This window comes from Phenylobacterium sp. (genome assembly GCF_044371015.1).
GTDB lineage: Bacteria > Pseudomonadota > Alphaproteobacteria > Caulobacterales > Caulobacteraceae > Phenylobacterium.
In genome coordinates, this window is sequence record NZ_JBILUK010000009.1 from 15,545 (window position 1) to 35,928 (window position 20,384).

Annotated in this window: 12 protein-coding genes and 1 tRNA gene; 7 read left to right on the top strand and 6 right to left on the bottom strand. The window is 66.3% G+C overall.

What is annotated here, in order from left to right:
• Window positions 1–23 precede the first annotated feature (23 nt).
• Window positions 24–1,073: a tRNA preQ1(34) S-adenosylmethionine ribosyltransferase-isomerase QueA gene (queA, locus tag ACIQ3R_RS01745; RefSeq protein WP_397414387.1), complete on the top strand. Its 1,050-nt coding sequence runs from the start codon at window positions 24–26 to the stop codon at window positions 1,071–1,073.
• On the top strand, window positions 1,073–2,206 hold the full coding sequence (gene tgt, locus ACIQ3R_RS01750) for a tRNA guanosine(34) transglycosylase Tgt (protein ID WP_397414390.1): 1,134 nt from the start codon (window positions 1,073–1,075) through the stop codon (window positions 2,204–2,206). Before queA ends, tgt begins: the two co-directional genes overlap by 1 nt.
• Here tgt and ACIQ3R_RS01755 read toward each other — a convergent pair.
• On the bottom strand, window positions 2,124–2,864 hold the full coding sequence (locus ACIQ3R_RS01755; RefSeq protein ID WP_397414392.1) for a hypothetical protein: 741 nt from the start codon (window positions 2,862–2,864) through the stop codon (window positions 2,124–2,126). The two genes, tgt and ACIQ3R_RS01755, sit on opposite strands and share 83 nt — an antisense overlap.
• Window positions 2,865–2,973: 109 nt before the next feature.
• Here ACIQ3R_RS01755 and ACIQ3R_RS01760 point away from each other — a divergent pair.
• Window positions 2,974–3,048: transfer RNA gene (locus ACIQ3R_RS01760), tRNA-Lys, on the top strand.
• Window positions 3,049–3,136: 88 nt separating this feature from the next.
• Here ACIQ3R_RS01760 and ACIQ3R_RS01765 read toward each other — a convergent pair.
• From ACIQ3R_RS01765 to ACIQ3R_RS01785, 5 genes are all read right to left on the bottom strand, one after another.
• On the bottom strand, window positions 3,137–3,598 hold the full coding sequence (locus ACIQ3R_RS01765; RefSeq protein ID WP_397414394.1) for a hypothetical protein: 462 nt from the start codon (window positions 3,596–3,598) through the stop codon (window positions 3,137–3,139).
• Window positions 3,599–3,699: 101 nt separating this feature from the next.
• Window positions 3,700–5,355 carry a glycosyltransferase family 4 protein gene (locus tag ACIQ3R_RS01770; protein ID WP_397414397.1) on the bottom strand — a complete coding sequence of 552 codons (1,656 nt, stop codon included), beginning with the start codon at window positions 5,353–5,355 and terminating at the stop codon, window positions 3,700–3,702.
• A 21-nt stretch (window positions 5,356–5,376) separates the two neighbouring features.
• Complete coding sequence (locus ACIQ3R_RS01775; RefSeq protein WP_397414399.1) at window positions 5,377–8,517, bottom strand: CHAT domain-containing protein; 3,141 nt, start codon at window positions 8,515–8,517, stop codon at window positions 5,377–5,379.
• Window positions 8,514–12,284, bottom strand: coding sequence for a filamentous hemagglutinin N-terminal domain-containing protein (locus tag ACIQ3R_RS01780; protein WP_397414402.1), 3,771 nt, complete (start codon window positions 12,282–12,284; stop codon window positions 8,514–8,516). Before ACIQ3R_RS01780 ends, ACIQ3R_RS01775 begins: the two co-directional genes overlap by 4 nt.
• A gap of 16 nt (window positions 12,285–12,300) precedes the next feature.
• Entirely contained in the window at window positions 12,301–13,809 is a 1,509-nt protein-coding gene (locus ACIQ3R_RS01785; RefSeq protein ID WP_397414404.1) for a ShlB/FhaC/HecB family hemolysin secretion/activation protein, read from the bottom strand.
• A 456-nt stretch (window positions 13,810–14,265) separates the two neighbouring features.
• Here ACIQ3R_RS01785 and ACIQ3R_RS01790 point away from each other — a divergent pair, with 456 nt between their 5' ends.
• The 4 genes from ACIQ3R_RS01790 to ACIQ3R_RS01805 form a co-directional block, all read left to right on the top strand.
• Window positions 14,266–15,645 (top strand): multiheme c-type cytochrome, encoded by a 1,380-nt coding sequence (locus tag ACIQ3R_RS01790; protein ID WP_397414406.1) that lies wholly within the window; start codon window positions 14,266–14,268, stop codon window positions 15,643–15,645.
• Window positions 15,642–17,597, top strand: coding sequence for a heme-binding protein (locus tag ACIQ3R_RS01795; RefSeq protein WP_397414408.1), 1,956 nt, complete (start codon window positions 15,642–15,644; stop codon window positions 17,595–17,597). The genes ACIQ3R_RS01790 and ACIQ3R_RS01795 overlap by 4 nt, the downstream gene beginning before the upstream one ends.
• Window positions 17,598–17,599: 2 nt before the next feature.
• A complete protein-coding gene (locus tag ACIQ3R_RS01800) occupies window positions 17,600–19,528 on the top strand; it encodes a hypothetical protein (RefSeq protein ID WP_397414411.1) in 1,929 nt (642 codons plus the stop codon).
• A gap of 7 nt (window positions 19,529–19,535) precedes the next feature.
• The coding region (locus ACIQ3R_RS01805) for a hypothetical protein (protein WP_397414413.1) at window positions 19,536–20,384 on the top strand (849 nt) is incomplete at its 3' end.

Sequence of the window (20,384 nt, forward strand, 5' to 3'; positions counted from 1 at the left end):
CGCGTGTGTCAGACCCGCCTTTCATGAAGCTCGCTGATTTCGATTTCTACCTTCCCGACGACCGGATCGCCTTGCGGCCGGCGAATCCGCGCGATTCCGCGCGGATGCTGGTGGTGGCTCCGGGCCAGCCGTTTCGAGACCTGATCGCCCGCGACCTGCCGGGCGAACTCCGGGCAGGCGATGTGCTTGTGGTCAACGACACCCGGGTGATTCCGGCCCGGCTAAAGGGTGAGCGAACGCGCGGCGAGTCCCGAGTAAAAGTCGAGGCGACTTTGCATAGAGAGACGGCGCCCGACCGCTGGACCGCCTTCATGCGCCCCGGAAAACGGCTGGCGGTGGGGGATGTGGTCACATTCGGTGCCGGACTGTCGGCGCGGATCGTGGCCAAGGGCGAGGGCGGAGAGGTCAGCCTGATGTTCGACAGACGGGGGCCGGACCTTATGGCTGCTATCGCCGAGGCTGGCGAGATGCCGCTTCCGCCCTACATCGCGGCGAAGCGGGGCGAGGACGCGCGTGACCGGGAAGACTATCAGACCGTCTACGCCCACGAAGAGGGCTCGGTGGCCGCGCCCACGGCGGGGCTGCACTTCACGCCGGAGCTGATGGCGCGCCTGGAGGTGCTGGGCGTTCGGATCGAGCGGGTGACGCTGCATGTGGGCGCCGGAACCTTCCTGCCCGTGAAGGTGGACAACATCGCCGATCACCGAATGCACGCCGAGTGGGGAGATATCGATGAGGCGACCGCAGATCGGCTGAACTCTGCGCGGGCGGCGGGTGGGCGGATCATCTGCGTCGGCACCACCTCCCTGCGGCTGCTGGAGAGCGCAGTGGACGAGGCGGGCATGATCCGACCATTCCAGGATGAGACCGCGATCTTCATCACACCGGGCTATCGGTTCCGCGCGGCCGACGGACTGATGACAAATTTCCACCTGCCCAAGTCGACTCTGGTGATGCTGGTCTCGGCGTTTGCGGGCGTGGATACCATGCGCGGAGCCTATGCTCATGCCATCGCCGACGGGTATCGATTTTATTCCTACGGTGACTCCAGCCTGCTGTGGCGGGCCGACTGATGGCCTCCTTCCCGTTCCGGATCGATGCGACCGACGGCAAGGCCCGCACAGGAGTGATCGAAACCTCTCGCGGGGCGATCCGAACGCCGGCCTTCATGCCGGTGGGCACGGCGGCGACGGTGAAGGCGTTGACGGTGGATCAGGTGGCCGAGGCCGGCGCCGATATCCTCTTGGGAAACACCTATCACCTCATGCTTCGCCCCACGGCTGAGCGGGTGAAGCGACTTGGCGGGCTGCACCAGTTCATGCACTGGCCGCGACCGATCCTGACCGATTCCGGTGGCTTCCAGGTCATGTCGCTCTCGAAGATCGCAAAGGTGACGGAAGAGGCGGTCACCTTCCAGAGTCACATCGACGGCTCGCGGCATGTGCTATCGCCGGAGCGCTCGATGGAAATCCAGGCCGATCTTCTGGGTTCCGACATTGTGATGCAGTTGGATGAACTGGTGGCGCTGCCGGCGAGCCCGGAGCGGGCCGCCGACGCCATGCGGCGCTCAGCCCGTTGGGGCGCGCGCTGCCGGGCGGCTTTCGGCGATCGAGAGAACCAGGCGTTGTTCGGTATCCAGCAGGGGGGGCTGGACGAGGCGCTGCGGCGGGAGTCGGCCGACCGACTGATGGAGATCGGGTTTGACGGCTACGCCATCGGGGGCCTTGCAGTTGGCGAGGGGCACCAGGCGATGGTCGAGGTGCTGGATTTCGCACCCGCGATGCTGCCGGCAGGGCGGCCGCGCTATCTAATGGGGGTCGGCAAGCCGATCGACATTGTCGAGGCGGTGCTGCGCGGGGTGGACATGTTCGACTGCGTGCTCCCGACGCGGTCTGGCCGCCATGGCCAAGCCTGGACCTGGGATGGTCCGATCAATCTGAAAAATGCGCGGTTCGCCGAGGACGACAGCCCGCTCGACCCCCAGAGCATCATTCCGGCTAGCCGTGACTACTCCAAGGCCTACCTCCATCACTTGGTGAAGTCGGAGGAGATCCTGGGGCAGGTGCTCCTGTCCTGGCACAACGTCGCGTTCTTTGAGACCCTGATGGCGGCCCTTCGCACGGCTATCGCCGAGGGGCGGTCTGAGGCGTTCCGCCGGTCGTTCGCGGCGCGGCAGGTTCGGCCCGAACCGGGAACTTCGGCGTAGGCCCCGCCTTCGCCGCGGGAGGTGCTGGGGCGGCCTGCGCGGCGAGTCGGCGCTCCGTAGACGGGGTGGCCGGCGCGGGGCAGCCTCGCGCCTCGCCCAGACCCTTGAGATAGGCGCGTCGTACATTGCCCGCGATGATCGCGGACTGGACGAACTTGTCGTGGTTCTCGGCGCCCGAGAGCTTGCGCACCACGCCCCGGAAGGGAATTGCGCCGGAGGCCAGATCCGCCGCCGCACCCAGCGCCGTGGACTTGCCGCGATCCATCAGATTCTCATCGCCCGGCGGCAGACGATCGATGTCGGGACCCAGGGCTTCGTCTAGGGGCTTGACCAGCGCGGCGAGCTGGGGGCAGCGCCAGCGGGCCGGCGGTTTGGCGTAAGGGTTGGCGAGCGCTTCACGCAGGACTTCCGGCACATCGGTGCGGACCATGTTCAGGTCGCGCAATGGGGCCGTAACGACGCCTTCCACGCTGTCCCGCTTGGCTTGATCCGATGTGCGGACCGGCTCGATGGGTTTTGCAGGCGGGGCTGCAGCCTTGGGCGGCGGCGCCTTGGCGGGCGCGGGGCGGGTCTGCCCCCAAGCCGGGCCGGCCGCGAGGACGCACGCCGCAAGCGCAATCAAGATGCCAGGTCGAGGTCGAATAGCCGTGGTGCGCATGCCGCCACCATACGTCGCTGTGCGGCGGAGTTAAGACCCACAGCGGAAACCGGCTTTCACTTTCCTCTGATGCAATCTAGTTTCCGCGCCGCTTCGCGGAACGCGTCGCGGGCCGGTAGCTCAGTGGTAGAGCATTCGACTTTTAATCGAATGGTCCTGGGTTCGAGTCCCAGCCGGCCTACCAATGCTGTCGGTGTGTCGATCACGCCCAAACGAGAAGGACCGGCGCGGGTTGCCCCGGCCGGCCCAAAGTTTTCTGAAACTGCGGGGTGTCAGTTGGCCTGAGGCGTGTCGCTCTTGGCGAGGTATGCGTCTAGCGCCTGACGGGCCACGGTCTTGCAGCCGCTCGACTCTGCGGTGCGGACGATGTCGTCCAGGGTGGTGAGACTCTCCAGGGCCGGGCAGATGCCGCCCCGGCGCGCCCCGAAGGTGCGGCCTTCCGGCGGAGGCTGGATCAGCGCGCGCAGGGTTTCGAACCGGGCCGCATCCGCCGCCGCTACGCGGGCGCCAGGCACTGTCACGCCGTTGGCCGAGCCGCGGAGCGTGGTCACCTCGCCGGTCGGCCGCATGAGGGTTATCGTCTTGCCGGCGCCCAGCGCCACGCGATCGCCAGCGTCCAAAGACTGTCCGCGCTTAATGGCTGGATCGCTGGAGTTGACGACAATGTAGTCGGCGGCGGATGCAGCGCCACCCATGGTGACCGCGAGGGCCAAGCCGATCAAAATCTGACGCATGTCTCTAATCCCGTCTGGAGAGCCTGGGTCGTGTTCGCGCAGGTCCGAACAATAGCACACGGGACTGTTGAACGGTACCTGAACGATGCATTTGCCATGCCCTAAGTACGTGTTGAGCGTGAGTTGAGACGCAACACGCCGAACTTGGCCATCCAGACAAGACCACGCTCGATAAAGGGGCGCCGATCCGGCGAAGTCTCTGCCAGCAAGGCGCCGACGGTGCGGGGGCCAACAGACAGCAGGGACAGAATCGCCGCGCGTTCGGCGGCGTCGGGCAGACGAGCCGCGGGGTCGTCGACGCCGGGACGCGCGAGGTGATCGGTCATTGTGGCGAGCGTGAAGGGTCTGGTCAGGGAGACGATGTCGGAAGGCTTAAGCGCAGCGCTGGGATAGCCCGCGAACATCCGAAAGGGATCCGGACGATAGGGGTTCTCCATGGATGGCTGTCGCGCGGCGGCGCTTCTACGACGTGCAAGCTCTGTCCACAGCGCCTGATACTGGGGAATCACGACGCGCCAATCGAACGATTCGCGGGCGCGGGCCTGGGCTGACGCCCCAAGCCTGGCGCGGAGGTCCGGGTCGGCGAATAGAGCGGTCAAGGCCTCCGCCGCCTCATAGACGTCGATACTGGTCAGGCGCGCGGCCGCGCCCGCATAGGTATCGTACGATATCGCCCGCTGGGCGTAGGCATAGGCGAGGTCGCCCCCCAGCCCGGGGCGCGGCGCTGTGGTGCGGATGCGGAAGCCGTCAACGCCGTGGCGGACAGTGTCGCGATAGCCATCCCAGTCGCTGACCACGCAGGGCAGACCAGCCGCCATCGCTTCAACCGGCGTCAGACCAAACGTCTCCTGAATATTGTCGGAGAGCGACAGGAAGACATCGGCCGCCGAGAGAATCGAGTCGCGAGTTGCGGCCGTTGTGTCGGGTGCGATGCGGATCTCGACATCGGGGCAGAAGGCGCGGGCCGCCGCCTCGAAAGCCTTGGCGTCCTCGGTTCTTCGCGCCCCGCCGAACCATATCCAGTAAACCGGCTTGCCCAAGCGTTCGGCGGCGATCTGGAGGGCGAGGCCCATCGGGCCCGGATGCATTTTGGTTTCGGTGCTGAACCGACCCATGTGCAGCGCCACCGGCGCATCGGGCGGGATGTCGAAACGCTCGCGCCAGCCCGCCCGAGCCTCCGGATCCCTGATGAAGTCCGCCGTGTGGACGCCCAACGGGATGGTGACCAGTTGGGCGGGGGGAATGCGCGCCGCGTCGAACCGTTCCTGGATATAGGCGGCCACGCCGGCCAACAAAGATTCAACCGCCTTGCGCCCGGACTCGGAAGTGCAGATCAGGGCATCCCAAGGCTCAAGGGGCGCCGTCAACATCCCGGCGATCTCTTCGAGAATGTAGGTCTCTGCGATCGTGTGGGTAACGCCGGTCAGGGAGTAGGCTTGGCCGCCGAACGCGAGGCGGGCCCATGCTTCGCCTCTGAGTTCAGGCGTGGGGATATAGACAGCGCCAGCCGCCGCGAGGCTCTCACGCTCGCCGCGGGATATCCAGGTGACCGGGCGATCCACTGGGCCCAGGCGATCAAGCAGTGCTTCGAGCGAGGGCCGGTCCAGATTCTGCACGTTCCAGAAGTGAAAGCGCTCCACGTCGGCATGGGCCAGCCAGCCGCGCAGAAAGCCTTCGCCCGCAGAGTTACGGCCCATCGGCTTCGGTATTGAGGCGTCGTAGGCCTCAATGTTGAGTTGCAGCGCGGCCTGGTTCATGGCCGCGCGGCCTTCCCTCAACTAGTCGGCGGCACGGGCGGCGCCCGCCGGGAGGGGCCGGGACCCATCGCCCACGATGGTGAACGGGGCCCAGTAGTAGGGATGCGAGAACTCTTCAGCTTGCTGCAGCACGATCTGGCTCTGTGTGAGCGCCAGGGCTTTTGAGGGCGCGCCGGACGCGAACATGCCGGTCATAAGCTTGACCGTCGCCGCCGAGTCCACCGACCAGTGAGAGACGATGAGCGACCGGCCGCCAGCATAGATTACCGCCCGGGTGAGGCCGCCCAGGGCCTCGCCGCCGCCCTGCAGGCCCGTCGTAGCCGAGTCGCCGCCGCCGCCGCCGGTGTCGCAAGCTGAGAGAACAACCAGATCGGCATCGAGCTTGAGGTCGAGGATTTCACTGGAGTCGAGCAATCCGTCGGAATCGCCACCTCCCACTGAAGTCATGAGAGCCGGTTCCGGGAGGCATGCCGAAGGCTGTGGCAACAGACCATGGGTCGCAAAATAGAGGACCTTGTAGTCGGAGAGGTCGGTGCGAGCGCGCAGGCTATCGTCGGTGAAACCCGCACCGACGACGATGTCGTTCGGCGACGCGCCGCCCACGCTGGCGGCGACCGCTCGCACCTCGTCGGCGGTGTCGGGCAAGGCAGGCATGGCGAGCAGGGCTAGTCGCGTGTTCTCGCAGATGTCGGAAACATCGCGTTCAGAGCGCAGGCTGACCCCGCGGCGGACGACAGAGCCGTAGGCCCGCGTGTCGGAGCGAGCCGGGGTCGTGGGGTCGGCAAAGGCCAGAAAGCTTTGCTTCGCCCGCGAGGGGGCGAAGGCGCGCGATTGCATGAAGCTCGCGGCCGACAACACCAGCGCTGAGTCCACCTTGGCGCCGAGCCAGGCGATCTTGCGGTAGTCCGGGTCCTGACCCGCCTCGAGGCCGGCGAGCAGAGGCGCAGGATCGGCCGTCACCAGCGTCGCCACCGGCAAGGAGATCAAAGCGCCGTCCGGCTCATAAATCAGGTGGCGCGCGGCCAGGACCTGATCGGCAACGGGACCGAACAAGGTGCGGAACAGCTTGTGGGCCTCCACCACGTCGAAGGCCGGGAGGGTGTCTTCAGCTTCAAACGGCGCCCGAAGACGACGCACGGCCGCGCCGACATCGCCGCGGGTCACATCAATGGCGTAAGGTTGAGCACCGTCGGAAGACACCAGGATCCCATAGCCCCGGCGATCAAGGAGCAGGATCTTGGCGTAGACTTCGTCTCTGGAGAGAACTTTCTGGAGGTCTCCAAGCGAAGCGCCGGACGAGACAAGTTGGCTATAGCGCGGGTTGGCCGCAAGGAGTTGCGCTTCCAGCGCGTCAGATTGGTCCTGTAGCGTCTTGAGGCGGGCCTCAAGGTCGACTTTCTCCTGGCCCACAAACGCGTCCTGCGCTTGCAAATTGGCGACCAGCGCCTCAGAGGCGCGGAGCTCGCGTCGGGTATCCTCCAGGGCTCTGACGAGGCCGGTGACCGCACCATCACCCGACGCAACACGCGCCGCCAGCTTGGACACGGTCTGGGCGGTGGCGTTGGAAATCACCCCTGCCGCGGCCGAAAAGAAACGGGCCTTGTACTCATCGGCGCGTGCGGCATCGGTCCCGATCCGCTTGAGCAGGAGGTCGAAGTAAGGGGCCGCGTCGTCCGCGGAAGCGCCCAGGGCGCCCCGCTGCGCCTGAAAGAGATCAAAGGCTCGGGCATAAGTGTTGAGCGCTGCATCTTCCTGCCCGGCGCCGATCTGGGCGCGCCCAAGGTCGAGAAGCAGCCCACCCTCTGCCGCGGTTCCGGCGTGGCGCAGCCGGATCGTACGGACCGCCGTCTCATAGCGGGCGACGGCCTGGGCTGGCTGACCGGAGTCGAGGTCGATTTCGGCGAGGTCCGCCTCGATCCTGGCGCGGAGCCAGACATTGAGCGCGCCGCTCGCCTCGGCGTTGGTGAGCAGCCGGCCGGCGCGCGCCAGAGTCTCCCTGGCGGCCGCTACGTCGCCCAGGGCGGCCTGGGAAGAACCGACCACCTCAAGCGCCTGAGCGTCCTGGACGGTCAGCCGGTCGGACAGAGACACTCGGCTGCCGCCCAGCACGTCGCGGCCGCCGGCGCGGTTGTTCAGCGCTGATGCCAGCTCGGATCCGATGGCGACTTCGCCATCGGCCGCTTGAGAGATGTCGGGGCCGCCGGCGCTGAGGCCACGGGCGGCTCGAACCTCCTGGCTGGCGCGGAGGGACGCTTGCCCAGCCGCTACGGCCTCATCGAACCGACCAGCATTACGCAAATGCAGGGCGCGGTAGGTTCGCGCCTGGGCGGCGAGAAGGGGATCGGCGGCAAGGGCTACCTGGACGTCGGCATCACGGAAGTGGCGATCAGCCTCGGTGAATTTGCCATTGTTGGAAACGTTGAGTGCGAGATTCAGCAACGCCTCAGCCAGTTCGGAGGGCGGTGCGCGGCGCGCTTCGGCGTCGGCGACAAGCGCCTGGAAGTCGGTCTCGGCCTGTTCAAACCGCCACTCATTGTTCTGGACGTAGGCCCTCGCCCGGAGACGTGCAGGATCCGCCGCTGCGGCGGCTTGGGCGCGGGCGAGGCCGCCGGTGGCCCCGCCGAAGTCGGCGGCGATTTCGGCGCTGGCGGCCGAGGTCTGAACCTCCGATGCGGCCGGGGGCTTGATGACGCCCGAGACCACCTTCAACCCGGTCTCCAACACATCTGCGAGTTGAGCCGCGCCCTCGGCGACGAAAAGGTTGGAGCCACGGCGCGCATCGTAGGCGAGGTAAGGGGCCTGGCCGGAACGATTGCGGCACGCCCGTCGGTTGGCCGCACCCAAACCCGTGAGCGTCTCAGACTTGGCGGCCTGACAGTCGACGCGCCCGGAAAGGGCGCCTTCCCAGGCTTGGACCGCATCGGTCGTCGGGAGCGTGTAGAGGCGCCCCAGATTACCTTCCCAACCCCGGCAGCGAATGTTCCAAGCGCGCCGCCCTGCGCCCTGCGCCACCGGGTCGTCATAGTCACGCACGGCTTGGCAGACCGCGCCGCTCGCCGCGCTTTGGCCGAGCGGAATCAGATCGGCGCGCGTCTGCGCGCTCGCCGACCCGCCTAAGAGGGCGGCCGCCGCCAGGGTCGCCAGGAGACCTCGCAAGATCATCGTCTCTGCCTGCGCTTTCGCCAGATTTCCTCGCTGCCGGTGCCCGTGGTCACGGCGTCGGTCACAATCTCTTCCGGCGTAGGCGGGGTGACGCCCAGTATAACCGGCGGCGCCGTAATGGCGTCGGCAGCCGACACCGCGGAGGCGACCTCTTCCGGCGAGCCGTCGCCGCCTGGTCCGCTCCGTTGGGGAGGCGGAAGGGCGTCTCGACTGGACAGAACGCCTGAGTTCACCTGGCCCATCATTTCGCCCGAGCTGCCACCACCTAGCGCCTGGGCGTTGCAACTCCCCGAGTTCACGTCGCAGCTGTTGAACCGGTATATGGAACCGTCCGGGCGGCTGATCGGATTGCCGTTCACGTCCACAATCTCGAACGAAAGGCTCTTAACCGCGTTGATGCCGCTCACCAGGTTACCGCCAACCGCGAAGGCGCCCCAGAGTTCGACAATCTTGGGCGGATCGATGATCAGAGAGGTGCTGGACTGGCCGGTGAAGAAAACGCCCACAGCCTGACCAAATCCGATCGGAGCGGTGTTCTGTTGGACCACCTTGTTTTCGGACGAGACCTCTAGCTTGCCGGCCGAAACGAACACTCGGCCGATCTCATCGCCGGTCGGCGCGACCCCAGTCGGACGGCCGAGCGCGATGTCGATGTCCGCCACGGGGGTGCCCTGTATGAGCGTGATGAAGCGCAGCGAGCCGAAGATGATGTCCTGGCTCGCGGCCAGCCTGACCTCGTTGAAGGCGCGAACGTCCCTGTAGGATCCGGAGGAGAAGGTGGCGGCTCCCACGGCGCCGGAAACCAGGATAGCGTTGGGACGCCAGGACAGGTCGCCGGCGGAGCCGATCCGCAGCACGCCGCCGTCGGCCGTCGGCGCGACAAGCCCGGTGACGGAGGCGTTGTTGGCCGATCCCACCATGAACGACACGTTCGGGGTCTGGCCCGGGTTGACGGTCAGTGTCTGTAGGGTGAGGTCGCCGCGCGTTCCGCCGGTGGTCGAACCGGCGAAGAAGCGGGTTTCGCCGGGGACCCGCAGCTGGCCGAAATCGTTGGCGTCGAACACGAAACCTTGGCCGCCAGAGGCTCCGCCGACGCGCATGGCCCCGTTGCGAGACTCGATCTGGACGTTGGCGGCGCTCAGCAGTCCGGTGAGATCAAGGTCGCCGGCCGAGATCCGCGTGGTTCCAGCCGCCGTGGTTGCGCCCAGCACGGCTCGACCCGCGATATCGAACGTCAGGTTTCGGCCGGCCGTAAGGGGCGACGTGGCCGTGAAGTCACCGAGCGATGTGATGGTCAAGTCGCGGGGCGTCGGTCCGATGGCTGAGCCGAGAGACAGCGACCGGCCCTGGACGAAAAGATCGCGACCCGTTCGGTAGCTGGTGGTCGTCACGCCGCCCGAAGTGGCGCGTAGCGTGAGATCCTCGCTGGCGCTGACCGCGCCTGCATTGATGTTGGAGCCTTGCAGCGTCACCGAGCCTTGATCGGCGCGGACATCACCCACCCGCAGCGCGCCGACGGCGGTGATGGTGACATTGCGGGTGGCGTTAAGGCTCGTCAGCAGGGTGAAGTCGCCGACCGTGCTGCCGAGCGCCAGATCCCGGCCCGCGGTTATGGCGTCCAGACGCACTGTCGGCGCCCGAAGCGTCGCGTCACGCGAGGCGATCACCGAGAAGGCGCCAGGCAGCTCTCTGACGACTTCTACAGCGGCGTCCCGGCCGGCGCGCACGGCGACGGAGGTGGCCCCGGTGACGCCCCCGGTTCCGAGGCCCAAGCGCGCATCACCGTTGGTGGATTCCACCCGCACCACACGACCATTGGCGGCCTGATCCGGGTTTCCGACAAACTCCTGCTGAACGACGTCGGGCGCGTTGCCGGTGATCACGCCGTTCTGCAGGGATGCGGTCCCATTCGTGGCGAGAACTAAGATGTCATCGCCCGCGGTGACTGAGCCGACGATCGCGTCGCCATTGGTGGCGATCGCGTAGAAGTCGCCGGAGGTCGTGGCGGTTCCGATCCTGAGGCTTGAGGCCTGGGCGAACATGCGGGGCGCGGCGATCGTGTTCACTTCAATGGCGCCGCCGCGCAGGTTGGCGCTGACGCCGGCGGTAATGGAATCGATCTTGGCCGAGGCCAACTCGACCAGCACATTTTGCGGCGCATTCAGCGAGATGACCCCCGCGACCGAGGAGGTTCCATCGCCAAGCGTGATGTCGCGGCCAGATGTGACCGTCAGGCGATTGGGCGCCGTGATGGCGTCGATCTTGACGTCGACCTTTCCTTTGACGGCGCCGTTACGCGTTACGCCGACACCCGCAAGGAGCACGTCGCCGTCTGTCGACTCCGCTGCGAGGTCACCGGCGGCGATAAGGCTGTTGGCCTCAACGATAGAGCCCTTCACCGAGACGTCGCGGCCCGCCACCACCCGACCGAGTTCGATGCTGGCGGTTGCGGCGATCTTTACGTCGCGGCCGGTGTTGATCGATGAAATCGCCGTCGGGTCGAACAGTGTCGACACCAGCGCCCGGTCGAGCACGACAGATTCCAACAGCGCGCCCCCGTTGCCGAACCCGTTTCCGTTGCCGAACCCGTTTCCGTTGCCGAACCCGTTTCCGTTACCGAACCCGTTTCCGTTGCTGTTGCTATTGTCCAGCGCGTCCTTGTCTTCCTGGAGCGTTGGCGGGTTCTTGGTCTCTTCAGGTGGGCGCAACCAGGGTCTGGCGAAGATACGGCCGGTGTTCTGAACCAGCATGTCGCGCGAGGCATTCGCGCGGTTGAGGAAGACATCGACGGAGCCGGCGTCGGCCAACGGGTCCGCCAAGCCGCGAATAGCGATCCCGGAGTTACCGGACAGCACGATGTCGCCGCCGTCGGCCTTGGCCGCCTGGGCGGTGACCATGCCCTCGAGATTGATCACTGCGCTTCCAAGCGAGTTTCGGTTCACCGCGGCGAGGAACACCGAATTGGCTCGGGTGTCGCCGCCCAGGTCGATGGCGACGGGGGCCTGGGTGCCGTCCGAAGCGGTGGGGACGATAAAGTCGACCAGATCGAAGTCGCCGCCCGAGCCAGGTGCCATCCGGATCTGGTAACTGCGCGCTGCGCCGTAGAGCACGCTGCCGCCGGTGGCCGAGACCATCGCATTGGCGCGGGTGACGATGCTGGGGCCCGCAAAGCCCACTACGCCGCCATTGGCGGTCAGCTTGGCGTCGGTGAGGACGAAGATCCGGGCGCCGGGAATGGCGTCGTCGCCGCGGAACGTGAACAGATTGCGCGCGGGGTCAAGGAACTCCGACACCACGGGCGTGCCGATCGCCACCATGATGCTTCCGGCGTCGACCTGGGATCCCTTGCCGAAAATGATGCTGTTCTGGGATGAGAACCAGATATTGCCGCCATAGGCGCCGCCCACCTTGCCCTCGACAATCCCCTCGATCTTGCTGGGGGTTAGGCCGATGATGCGGTTCAGGACGATGTCGTTCCGCGCGCGAAAATTGAAGCTGACCACTTCGTCCGGCAGAACGTCGAACGTCGTCCAACTGATGACCGTACGAGCGGCGTTGAGCGTCACGTCAGTCCGCGCGCCCGAACTGGCGATAACCGGCAAGCCGCCCCCCGAATTCACCTCGGCGAGCCCGCCGGTGGGCAACGCCGATGCGACCTTCGGGCTGAACATGCTGAGGCCGAAAAGCACGCCGCAAAGAGCTGTGCGCGCAAAGAGCCACGTCCTGCGCTCGGCGGCTGTCACGACCATGGGCGTGTGCGCGGTCATCCGAATTCCCAGCACATCATAGCAGACTCGCCGTGAGTTGGATCAGCACCCGATCCGCCGGGCGCGCTGCCCCGGGGCGGACTGAATCCAGCGGACGAGCGTAGGTCACCTCCAGGTTGGCGCGATTAAACATCCGGAAGATCACGCCGGCGCCCACCGATTTCAGCGCCCGGTCCTTCTGAGCGCCTGTGCGCCCGATATTGTTGTTGGCGATGTAGCCCATCTCAAAGAAGCCATACGGCGCCGCGGCGATCTGGGGATGCAACTGCCACGGACCATAACGGAGCTCGAAGCCGCCCGTGACTCCCTTGTCTCCCAGGAGCGCCGCCGGATCGTAGCCCCGGCCGACCGTGAGGCCGCCGACCGCAATCTGTTCGTAGGGGAACAATGACGCCTTGGCGTATTGGGCTTGGCCCCGGAACATGCCCACGAGGCGATCGCTGATCGCCACGTCGGCTCCGCCCTGAGCGCGCACCACCCATGCCGAAGGGTCGCCATCCGCCCGCGTGAGACGGGCGTCGCCACGGTTGCTCGCTCCTAGGGCCGAAACGCCTTGCCGAACCCCCAACGCCCCGGACAGAAGAACCGGTCTGCCCACCGCTTCGGTCCGGAAGTCGCCGTCGGCCCTGGCATAGAGGACGCGCAGTTTGTCACGCGAGAACGGCTGGCCGCCTTGGGACGTCGTGCGCGTATCGATCACGTCGATGCCGGTGGCGATGTAGAGGTTGCGATCGCGCGTGCGCAGGAGGGGGTAGGCCGCCTCCAGACCGCCCACAAGGGACGAACTGGCCAGATCAATGGGCTTGAGCGCGGCCCCGGGATGGCTCTCTCCGTAGGTCAGGCTGGCGCGGCCGACCAAACCTTCGGATCCGAATCGCGCGGTCTCAGCGACCTGGACCAACCACTGCTCGTTCCTTTCAAGCGTACTCAGTGCGGTCACCGTGGTGGTTTCGCCGATGGACGTGAAACCTTCAAACTGAACGCGAGCCAGCCCAGACCACCGGCCGACCGATTGCGATCCGGTGTTGTCGACCTTGCCGAAGGCTTCAGGCGGCTTGCGGCTGACGGCGAGATCAATATCGACGGCGCCTCGCTCGGGGCTTGTGGAGGGACGCACCGCAGCTCGGACGCGCACCCCGGGAACATCAGACGCCAACAGAAGGTAGCGCTGAGCCCGCGCCATATCGAAGGGCTTCATGCCGCGCAGTTTCTCGGCGTAACGCTCGACCAGGTCCTGCACCGGACCGACGTCGCCCCTGACGCGCACATTGACCACGTGGGCTTCGATCACCTCCAGCACCAGCGCGCCACCGGCGATGCGTTGCTCTGGGATTTCGACGCGGGCAAGGACGCCACTTTCGAATATGATGCGTGCGGCCCGATCGCGGATCGCGCAGATCACGGCGACTTTCTGCGGCGAGCCCAGATATTCAGCATAGGCTGCTTGAAGTTCACCCTCTGAGACGACGGTGGATCCTCGAAACGAGACGGAATTCAGCGTGACCCGAACGTCGGAGGTCTCCAACGGGCAAGGTCCAGGTGGCTCCGGGGTGAATGCCCCTTGGTTCGGGCGCGGCGGTGGTCGGGTGACGCGCGATCCCGGATCGAGCTCCCCGGCGCTAGTGCCGGGCGCCGGGCCGCGAGGGGGCGGCGCCGTGGACTGCGCGAAGGATGTGTGAGGCGCTGACAGCGCCGCTGAGGCGAGCGCCAACAGACCTGCGCGATACCCGAGGCTGAGGCGCTGTCGCGCAGCATCCAGCCCTTCCATACCCCACCTCTCAAACCCCACCCCAAGAGTCATAGCTCTCGGAGAACTGGTTGTTAAGCAGACTCTCCCGATGTGTTGCGGTATCGGATGAAAGATTCTCAAGTTCCGCTGCGAAAAGGGCTTTGCGATCTGTTGACCGCGCCCCGCACTTTCGGGCTACGGTGGCGGTGGCGAGCCCGCTAAGAGTGTAACGAGTGCGCCGGGGGAGAGACGATGGGGGGAGCACGAGCGTCGCGATTCGTCGGCGTGTTCTGCGCCGCCGTGGCGGCCGCCGCCGGCGCGGCGGTTCTGGTGTTCGGGCCGTCCGCGACCGCCGCGACGGAATCGGGGGGCGTGCATGAGGGCGTTGCGTCCTGCGCGGGCTCCACCTGTCACAGCCGCCAGATTGATTCTGGTCTCAATGTTCGTCAGGACGAACTGATTACCTGGCAGGACCGCTCGAGCGTCGCAGGCGCCCACAGTCGGGCCTACCGCGTGGTTTATGAGCCTCGTGGCGTTGCCATCACCCGCAAGATGGGCCTCACCGGCGAAGGGGTCGCCGGTCAGTGCCTGGGCTGCCACGCCGACCCAGCGCCTCCCACGCGTCGAGGCGCGCGGTTCCAGCTCTCGGACGGCGTCGGTTGCGAGGCCTGTCACGGGGCGTCCAGCGGCTGGCTGGCGAGCCACCGGGGCGTCGAGGGGACGCACCTGAACAATGTGGCGCGCGGCATGAAAGCGTTGGAGAACCCGAAGGTGCGCGCGGCAGTGTGCCTCGATTGCCATTTCGGCGGCTCCAAACCCGGCCAGTTCGTCAGTCACGAGATCATGGCCGCGGGCCACCCGCGGGTGAATTTCGAGCTCGACCTGTTCTCCAGCCTGCAGAAGCACTGGGACGTCGATGCCGACTATGTGAAGCGCAAAGGCTATGCGGGCGGCGTGAAGACCTGGGCCGTAGGTCAGGCCATGGCGCTGGAGCGGGCCCTGACGCTCTATGCCGAGCCCGGCCGCAATCGCGGAGCGTTCCCGGAGCTCTACTTCTTCGATTGTCACAGCTGCCATCGGCAGATTTCAGACGATCCGAACGCCCGTCCAACCTGGCAGGCTAATCCAGGCCGTCCGATCCCCTCGGGCCAACCGCCGTTCAACGACGAAAACATCATCATGCTGACGGCAGCGGCGAAGGTTGTGGCGCCGGGGCTGGCTGGACGGTTGGAAGCGGATTCCCGCGCCTTCCACTCAGCGCTGGCTCGCGACCGGGGTGAATCGCTTCGGGCCGCCGCCAAACTCGCTGGCACGGCGCGGGCGCTGGCGGACGCATTCGCCGGTCAGTCGTTCTCTCGGGCTGAGACGCTGGCGATGCTCGATGCAATCCTGACCGGCGAGGCGGCGCGGCGCTATACCGACTATACCGGCGCGGCCCAGGCGGTGATGGCGGCGGATACGCTGCTCAATGCACTCGTGGCCTCCGGAGATGCCGACCGCGGGACGGTGGCTCGGGTGCGTCCATTGCTGGATCGCGCCTACGCCCAGGTCCGCGACCCCAACGGCTGGCGGCCCGACGCCTTCCGCGCGACCTTGGCTCAGACAGCGCAAGCGGCGAGGTCGCTCAGATGAAGCCAAGAGCGCGGGGCGCGCTGCTCGTCGCCGCGCTGGCGTTGGCCGGCTGCGGGGGAGGTGGAGGCAGTAGTGTTCCAACCACCGCGCCCACGACGCCGACGACGGGCGGCGGATCGGCGCCGATCTACACCTTGCCGGCAGCGAGTGCTCTGAGTGTCGCCGAAGTCCAGCAGGTCATCGCTCAAGGCGTGGCTGAGGCTCGGGCGCGCAACCTGCCCGCGGTGATCGCGGTGACCGACCGTGTGGGGAACGTTTTGGCGGTCTACTCGATGACCGGAGCGCGGGCGACAGCGACGCTGCGCGCCGGCCCGTCAGGAACCAACTTCGATGCTCAGGGCGTGGTCGTGCCTTCTGCGGCGGGCGCCATCGCCAAGGCGGTAACCGGGGCCTACCTGTCGTCGGGTGGCAATGCCTTCTCGACCCGTACGGCCAGTCAGATCGTGCAGGAACACTTTCCCCCGGCCCCGACGACCGTGGGGCTGGAAAGCGGGCCGCTATTCGGGGTGCAGTTCTCGTCTCTGCCTTGTTCGGACGTAACGACCCGGACTGCGTCGATCAGCGTCGGGCCACGGCGCTCCCCATTGGGACTGTCGGCCGACCCGGGTGGGTTTCCGCTATACAAGGGTGGCGTGCTGGTGGGCGGCGTCGGCGTGATGGCCGATGGCGACTACGGGTTCGACAAGAACATTCTGGACATCGACAACGATGCGGAGGAGGCGATCGCCGTCGCCGCCGCCACGGGCTTTGCTGCGCCAACCGAGATCCGTGCTGAGCGAGTCTCGGTGGATGGAACCACTTTGCGCTTCAGTGATGCGGATGCCGGATCACTGCGCTCGAGCCCGGCCAGCGCCACGGCGTTTGCGAGCCTGCCGGCCGGAACCGGCGCCTTTACGCCGGTGACAGGCTACTATGCGGGTGGCGGCGCACTGGCGGGACAGGTCTATGGAACCGAAGCCTCGGGCATGAGGCTGGCGACAGCGGCCGAGTTCTCGATCTCGACCGCCATGGTGCTGACCAATGGCGCGGGCGTCGGGCGGTTTCCGATCCGAGGCGGAACGGACGCGGCCGATGGCCTGACCCCGCTGTCGGCCGCTGAGGCGCGGGCGATCCTTGAGGAAGCCTTCACCATCATGAGCCGGGCGCGGGCGCAGATCCGTCGTCCGCTCGACAGCCGAGCCGAGGTCTCCATTACCCTGGTGGACAGCCGCGGGCAGATCCTTGGGATCGTGCGGTCTCCGGATGCACCGGTGTTCGGCATAGACGTGTCGGCGCAGAAGGCGCGCTCGGCCAGCTTCTTCTCCGGTGCGTTTGCGGCTGGCGATCTGCTTGCCGACCCGAGCGCTGATGTGCGCGGCTTCGTTCAGAAGACCCGGGACTTCTTCGCCGATCCAGCCGCATTGACCGGGCGGACTGCGATTGCGGCGCGGACCATCGGCAACATCGCCAGACCCTACTATCCGGATGGCGAGGTGGCGCGCGCCAACGGCCCGTTCTCGCGACCGATCAGCCAGTGGAGCCCGCTTTCCACCGGCCTGCAGTCTGCGCTGATTATCGGCAATGTGGCTCAGCACCTGGGCTTTGTGACCGGCGCCTCGGCCAACGACACGCCGCAGCGGTGCACCAGCCTGCCGGAGGTGGCGCCGGGCCAGAACCGGCTGCAGAACGGCATCCAGATCTTCCCGGGCGGAGTGCCGATCTATCGCGGCGGGCGGCTCGTGGGGGCCATCGGCGTGTCCGGCGACGGCATCGACCAGGACGACATGATCGCGTTCCTTGGAACCCATAACGCCTCAACCAAGTTGGGGGGATCGGTGGGCAACGCATTGGCGACGATCCGCGCCGACACCCTGGTGGTCGGGCCCCAGGCCCCGACTCGGCTGCGCTATGTGAGCTGTCCGTTCGCGCCGTTCCTGGACGTGGGCGACCAGAACGTGTGCCAGGGGAAATAGGCATGCGCGCGTCGGCATCCCTGTTCGCCCTGATTGCCGCTGGCGCGCTGGCGGGGGAGGCTCGCGCGGCGGTGGCCTTGACCATCGACGACATCCTTGAAGGGCGTGCGCCCATCGTGCTGGCGGCCCTCGAGTCCGGGGAGAAGGGCGCGGCCAAGCCGGCAGCGGTCGGCGCACCGACCCGGCCGCCGGTTCCCGAGGCGCCACCCGAGGGCAGCGCCCCGGCGCCCGCGGACGCCGAACCTCTCGAAGGCCGCCGTCGCCCCGGCTTGACCCCGGAGCTGCCACCGCCGGTCACCCAGACCAATCCGGGCGCGGTGCGTGCGCCGGCTCCGGAAGCGTTTCCGACCGATGAGGTCCCGATCCCCGACCGCTGGCGGCTGGCCGGTGCGTTAGGCGTAACCAAGCCCCGCTGGTTTGACCCCTACAACCAGAATTTCTGGAAGGGCGACATACCGATCAAGGGGACGCACGACTGGTTCTTCGTGGCCACGGCGATCTCCGACACAGTGATCGAACCGCGAAGCTTCCCGATTCCACAAGGCGTGCAGACCACCGAGCGTGCAGGGAGCCTGGACGTGTTCGGGAAGGACACCAGTCTGGTGCTGGCGCAGACGTTCATCGTCGGCGCAGCCTTTATCAAGGGTTCAACCGCGTTCAAGCCACCGGACCTAGAGTACCGTGTGGCGCTGGCTTTCCAGGATAACTTCGTGAACGTGCCCGAGAAGCGGGTGCTCCATGTCGAACCCAGTAAGCGCAGCCGGCGGAACGACGCCTTCATCGGTGTCCAGGAACTGTTTCTCGACAAGCATCTGGCGAACGTTTCAGATCGGTACGACTTCGACAGCGTACGGATTGGCATTCAGCCGTTTTCCAGCGATTTCCGTGGCTTCCTGTTTCAGGATAATCAGCTTGGCGTGCGGGTGTTCGGGAACCGCGACAACAACCGGTTCCAGTACAATCTGGCGGTTTTCCAGCGCGTGGAAAAGGACACCAACTCAGGTCTGAACGACCTCACCCAGCGCCCGCGGTCGGACTATATCGCGCTGGCCAACCTCTATCGGCAGGACCTGCCGTTCCCGGGCATCACCTCACAGGTGACCGTGGTGCACAATCGCAACCGCGAAGGCGACCGGGTCCAGATTGACCAGAACGGCTTCCCGGTGCGTCCCGCCCTGATTGGGGACCTGCGGGGCCGCGATTACGATGTGACATACCTGGGCTATAACGCCGACGGGCGGCTGGGGCGGGTCAACCTGACAACCTCGGCCTATTACGCGTTCGGAGAAGACCGGAACAACAGCTTCACCGGGCGCAAGGCCAAGATTCGTAGCTACTTCTTCGCCGTTGAACCCTCAATCGACCTGAATTGGACGCGCATCCGCCTGCAGGGCCTCTATGCGTCGGCTGACAGGGACCCCTACGACAATCGCGAAAGCGGCTTTGATTCAATCTTTGAGAACCCGCAGTTCGCGGGCTCGGACACTAGCTACTGGATCCGTCAGACTATTCCTTTCGCTGGCGGCGGACGGGTGATCGGGATCAATGGCCGTAACGGCGTGCTGAACAGCCTCCGATCCTCAAAGGAGGAGGGGCAGTCGAACTTCAACAACCCCGGAACTGTTCTGCTGGGCGGCGGCGCGGACTTCGATGTTACGCCGGAACTGCGGGTCACGACCAACCTCAATCACCTGGCCTTCGCCGACACATCAGTGTTGAAGGCCCTACGCCAGGAGGGATCGATCCCCAAGGCGCTGGGCTGGGACGCGTCGGTGTCGACGATCTGGCGGCCGATGATGACCCAGAACATTGTCTTTCGCGCTTCGGCCGCGGCGTTCGATCCGGGCAGCGGGTTCAAGGACCTGTTCGCCAATACCGAACGGAACAAGCGATACTATTCAATCCTTCTCAACGCGATTCTGACCTTCTAGGGCCAAGATGCTGAAATCAGGGAAGACATGGCTGAAGCTGGGGGCGCTGCTAGCGGTCACCGTGCTGGCGCCTTTGTCCCTCAAGGCGGCCGAAGGCGAGAAGCCGGTCAAGCGCACCTATGTGGCGGCGCCGGCCGCCAAGTTCGACATGACCGACGCGGAGGCCGACGCTGACAGCGCGGGCTGCGTTTCGTGCCACACCGACAGTGACGCCAAGACCATGCACCTGTCCTCGGCGGTGAAGCTGGGGTGCGCCTCTTGCCATGGCGGTGACGCTAAAGTGACGGCCGCGGCCGGGCTCGATCCGAAGTCTCCGGCCTATGTGGCCCTGCGCGACAAAGCTCACGTGCTGCCCAAGTATCCCAAGACCTGGAGCTTCCCGAGTTCGGCCAACCCCAAGGCCAGCTACACGCTGCTGAACAAGGAAAGCCCCGAGTACGTCCGCTTCGTGAATCCCTCGGACTACCGGGTGGCGCGCCAGGCCTGCGGCGCCTGCCACATGGAGCTGATCGAGAAGGCGGAGCGTTCGTTGATGGCGACGGGCGCCATGCTTTGGGGCGGCGGCTCATACAACAACGGCATCTTGCCGTTCAAAAACTATGTGCTGGGCGAGGCTTACACCCGCCACGGAGAGCCCGCGCGGATCGTCTCTCCAGGTAATCCAAACGGCACGGTGACGCCAGAACAGGCCAAGCGCGGCGCATTGCCGACGCTCTATCCGCTGCCGACTTGGCAAGTGGTGCCTCCGGGCGACATCTTCCGCGTGTTCGAGCGCGGCGGCCGCAACATCAATACTCAGTTCGCCGAGGTTGGTCTGCCCAACTCTCTCGGCGCGATTCAGCGACTTGAGGAGCCG

Coding starts and splice junctions, on each gene's coding strand:
- ACIQ3R_RS01770 (WP_397414397.1), bottom strand. CDS start 5,355: ATGAACCAGGCCGCGCTGCAACTCAACATTGAGGCCTACGACGCCTCA.
- ACIQ3R_RS01755 (WP_397414392.1), bottom strand. CDS start 2,864: ATGCGCACCACGGCTATTCGACCTCGACCTGGCATCTTGATTGCGCTT.
- ACIQ3R_RS01800 (WP_397414411.1), top strand. CDS start 17,600: ATGCGCGCGTCGGCATCCCTGTTCGCCCTGATTGCCGCTGGCGCGCTG.
- queA (WP_397414387.1), top strand. CDS start 24: ATGAAGCTCGCTGATTTCGATTTCTACCTTCCCGACGACCGGATCGCC.
- ACIQ3R_RS01775 (WP_397414399.1), bottom strand. CDS start 8,517: ATGATCTTGCGAGGTCTCCTGGCGACCCTGGCGGCGGCCGCCCTCTTA.
- ACIQ3R_RS01795 (WP_397414408.1), top strand. CDS start 15,642: ATGAAGCCAAGAGCGCGGGGCGCGCTGCTCGTCGCCGCGCTGGCGTTG.
- ACIQ3R_RS01780 (WP_397414402.1), bottom strand. CDS start 12,284: ATGACCGCGCACACGCCCATGGTCGTGACAGCCGCCGAGCGCAGGACG.
- tgt (WP_397414390.1), top strand. CDS start 1,073: ATGGCCTCCTTCCCGTTCCGGATCGATGCGACCGACGGCAAGGCCCGC.
- ACIQ3R_RS01765 (WP_397414394.1), bottom strand. CDS start 3,598: ATGCGTCAGATTTTGATCGGCTTGGCCCTCGCGGTCACCATGGGTGGC.
- ACIQ3R_RS01790 (WP_397414406.1), top strand. CDS start 14,266: ATGGGGGGAGCACGAGCGTCGCGATTCGTCGGCGTGTTCTGCGCCGCC.